The 3,357-nt window shown below is 28.5% G+C and carries 5 protein-coding genes; all 5 read left to right on the forward strand.

Features of this window, described 5'->3' with window-relative positions; all coding sequences use genetic code 11:
- Positions 1–473, forward strand: a 473-nt coding sequence (gene nrdD / locus ACRC03_RS17585; protein WP_438653904.1) for an anaerobic ribonucleoside-triphosphate reductase, incomplete at its 5' end; no start/stop codon positions are given.
- A gap of 10 nt (positions 474–483) precedes the next feature.
- Entirely contained in the window at positions 484–966 is a 483-nt protein-coding gene (gene nrdG / locus ACRC03_RS17590) for an anaerobic ribonucleoside-triphosphate reductase activating protein (protein ID WP_438653905.1), read from the forward strand.
- 267 nt (positions 967–1,233) lie between these two features.
- On the forward strand, positions 1,234–1,779 hold the full coding sequence (locus tag ACRC03_RS17595) for a GNAT family N-acetyltransferase (RefSeq protein WP_438653906.1): 546 nt from the start codon (positions 1,234–1,236) through the stop codon (positions 1,777–1,779).
- A gap of 101 nt (positions 1,780–1,880) precedes the next feature.
- Positions 1,881–2,855 (forward strand): LCP family protein, encoded by a 975-nt coding sequence (locus tag ACRC03_RS17600; RefSeq protein ID WP_438653907.1) that lies wholly within the window; start codon positions 1,881–1,883, stop codon positions 2,853–2,855.
- A 47-nt stretch (positions 2,856–2,902) separates the two neighbouring features.
- Positions 2,903–3,223, forward strand: a complete 321-nt coding sequence (locus ACRC03_RS17605; protein WP_438653908.1) for a hypothetical protein — start codon at positions 2,903–2,905, stop codon at positions 3,221–3,223.
- Positions 3,224–3,357 lie beyond the last annotated feature (134 nt).

Genomic DNA, 3,357 nt, shown 5'->3' on the forward strand with positions numbered 1-3,357 from the left:
TAACATCAAGATTCTGTAGAATAGATAAACAAAAATTTGGAGAAATAAAAAATGTAACAGATAGAATGTACTATACAAACTCATATCATGTTCACGTAAGTGAAGAAATAGATGCTTTTGATAAGCTTACATTTGAAAGTCAATTCCACGATATATCTTTAGGTGGATGTATAAGCTATATAGAAGTACCTGATATGAGCAAAAACTTAAGTGCAGTTGAACAAATAATAAACTACATTTACCACAACATACAATACGCTGAAATAAATACTAAGCCAGATGTATGTTACAAATGTGGATTTAGTGGAGAAATAAAATTAGACAGTGACAACTTAACATGGTACTGTCCAAATTGTGGAAATAAAGATAAAGATGAAATGCAAGTAATGAGAAGAACCTGTGGTTATATCGGTGCTAATATGTGGGGTAAAGGAAGAACTCAAGAAATAGGTCAAAGAGTACTACATTTATAGGAGTGATGTAATGAGATTTTCAAAAATTAAGGATAATGACATAGCTAACGGGCAAGGTATAGTTATGTCACTGTGGACACAGGGATGTCCTCACCATTGTAAGGGATGCTTCAATCCTGAAACTTGGGAATTTAATAGTGGTAGAGAATTCAAGGAAGAAGATTTTAATTATATTGTAGAAAATATAGACAAAAATAACATAAAGAGAAACTTATCTATATTAGGAGGAGAGCCACTTTGTTCTCAAAATATTGATGGAGTAGTGGACCTTTGTAGAAGGTTTAAAGAGATCTATCCTAATAAGAAGATTTATATTTGGACAGGATATGTTATGGAGAGTCTAAATGAAACTCAAAAGCAAGTTTTAAATTATATTGATGTACTTGTTGATGGCAAATTTGAGGAAGATAGAAAAGACTTGTCTCTAGTAATGAGAGGATCAGCCAACCAGAGAATAATAGATATAAAACTATTATCAACTAAAATAATATAGTAAGTTTATTTAAAGAGTGGATTTTTATTTAAAATCACACTCTTTTTATTTTGATTATTTATATATTTACCAAATTATTATGTCACATGTATCATTATATGGATATGTTCAAGAAATATTTGGAGCAAAAAGAGTTTGGAAATAAATGAAAATGTAATTCTCAAAATAATGATAAAACTTCTGAGATTTGATGAAAACATAGCAAAGTTATTATAATATGGTAAAATAAAGAGATAGTATAAATATATGTTTAGAAAGGTTATTATTATGAAAACTATACTAATGTCATACTATGATATAGATGATTTTTTGAAACGTTCAATTATAAACCTACAAAATAAAGAATGGAATAATTGTTATTGGGGAGATACACCTTTTATTAAAAACTGTGTATGTTGCTTTGAAGGTGATAAATTAGTATCATATTTATCTATCGTAAAAAAATCAATCATATATAAAAAAGAAGAGTATGTGGTTGCTGGTTTAAGTGAAGTTATTACAGATATTGATTACCGTTGTAAAGGAATAGGAGCAAATACTATAAAAGTAGCTTTTGATTATATAAAAAAAGATAACTGTGATTTTTCAACTTTTACTTGTAGCAAAGGTTTATCTAATTTCTATACAAAGGCAGGTTGGAAGACAGCAGATAATTTGAGTATTATTGGTGGAACTTTTAGCAAACCAATGAATAGTAATGAAATGAACTTACAAACTATGATTGCTTTATTTTCAGATAAAGCAAAAACACATTCAAAAGACTTTGAAAATGGAGAATTATTTTTAGACATAGGTGAAGGCAAAATATGGTGATATATATATATAATTGTAATTACAATTGATATATATGCTAAATTAAAATACAATTAGTATACGTAGTAAAAAATATACTAATACATAAATAGGAGGATAAAATGAGTAATAGAACTTTAAAAAGAATAGTAATAGCATTAGCTGTATTAGTCATAGTAATGCCAGCGAGTGTATTTGGATATGTATACTTTAAATTAAATGGTATTTATGATTCAGGTACAGAAGGAAGTATAGGTGGAAACAATAACTATAAGTCAGAAAATGGAATAACAAACATATTGCTTTGTGGAACGGATGCTAGACCAGGAGAAACTGTTTCTCGTACAGACTCTATGATGATACTTACAGTAGATAACAAGAATAAAGATGTAAGAGTAACATCTCTTGCAAGAGATGCATATGTTTCTACAACAAGTCATGGAAATATAAAACTTACTGAGGCTTATGCTTATGGAGGCATGGATTTACTAACAGAAACAATAGAAAGTAATTTTGAATTAGATATACAAAATTATCTGCTAGTTGATTTTTATTCATTTATGGATATAATCGATACTTTAGGTGGTATAACTGTAGAGGTTAGACAAAATGAAATTAATGAGTTAAATAAATTTATACCAGAAACATATAAATTTGACACTAGTAAAAATAAAGGTGAAATAAAGTATATTGAAAGTGCTGGTGTACAAGATCTTAATGGATATCAAGCTCTTGCATATTCACGTATTAGAAAAGGTACTAGTGGAGGTACTGAAGAAAGAGATAGAAGACAGAGAGCAGTTATTGAAGGTGTAATAAGTGGTGCCAAGAATTTATCTGTTCTAGAGTATCCTAAGATGCTAGATACTATATTACAATATGTTAAGACTAATATGAAGCCAACTAATATACTTGGATTAGGTACTCAAGTGTTGAAGATGGGGAATCTAGATATAAAGCAAATGGAATTCCCTATAAATGATGGAGTTCATGCTAAAGAAGATAGAATAAATAATAAGTCAGTAATAACTTTTGAACCTAGTTCTTTAGATATATTACATGATTTTATATTCAATAATATAGTATACGAAAAATAAGTATATTATTGTAAATTCTTAAGATAATAAAATGTTGGAGGTAATACATGGACTCGGCAGTAGCTATATTATTAGCAGTAGGAATAGGATCAGCAGGGTATTTTATAGGTGAAGGATTAAAATATGGTCTTGTACACTTTAAAAGTGGAAAAATAGAAGAAAAAGTAAGTGGAGATGTAAATGATATTCTTTACGATAAATTGATTAAAGAAGATAAAATTCACACATGGTTAGGTATCTCTAAAGAAGATGCAAAAGATCTAATAAAAAAATATCCAGACATACCTCACATAGAACTTAATGGAAAAATATACTATGTTAAAAAAGGATTAAATGAATGGATAAATGATTTTAATAAGAAATACTAAATGTATATATTTTAAAAGGAAGTTAATTAAATTTAACTTCCTTTTTGTACGTTCAGCATGTCTACTGAGCCGATAGGTTGAAAGAAACCTTATCGCCTAACCAACAGGAAGATAACCCGTAAGCACGGGCGTCA

This window comes from Romboutsia sp., from assembly GCF_051659545.1.
Taxonomy (GTDB): Bacteria; Bacillota; Clostridia; order Peptostreptococcales; family Peptostreptococcaceae; genus JBOFOR01.

Coding starts and splice junctions, on each gene's coding strand:
- nrdG (WP_438653905.1), top strand. CDS start 484: ATGAGATTTTCAAAAATTAAGGATAATGACATAGCTAACGGGCAAGGT.
- ACRC03_RS17595 (WP_438653906.1), top strand. CDS start 1,234: ATGAAAACTATACTAATGTCATACTATGATATAGATGATTTTTTGAAA.
- ACRC03_RS17600 (WP_438653907.1), top strand. CDS start 1,881: ATGAGTAATAGAACTTTAAAAAGAATAGTAATAGCATTAGCTGTATTA.
- ACRC03_RS17605 (WP_438653908.1), top strand. CDS start 2,903: ATGGACTCGGCAGTAGCTATATTATTAGCAGTAGGAATAGGATCAGCA.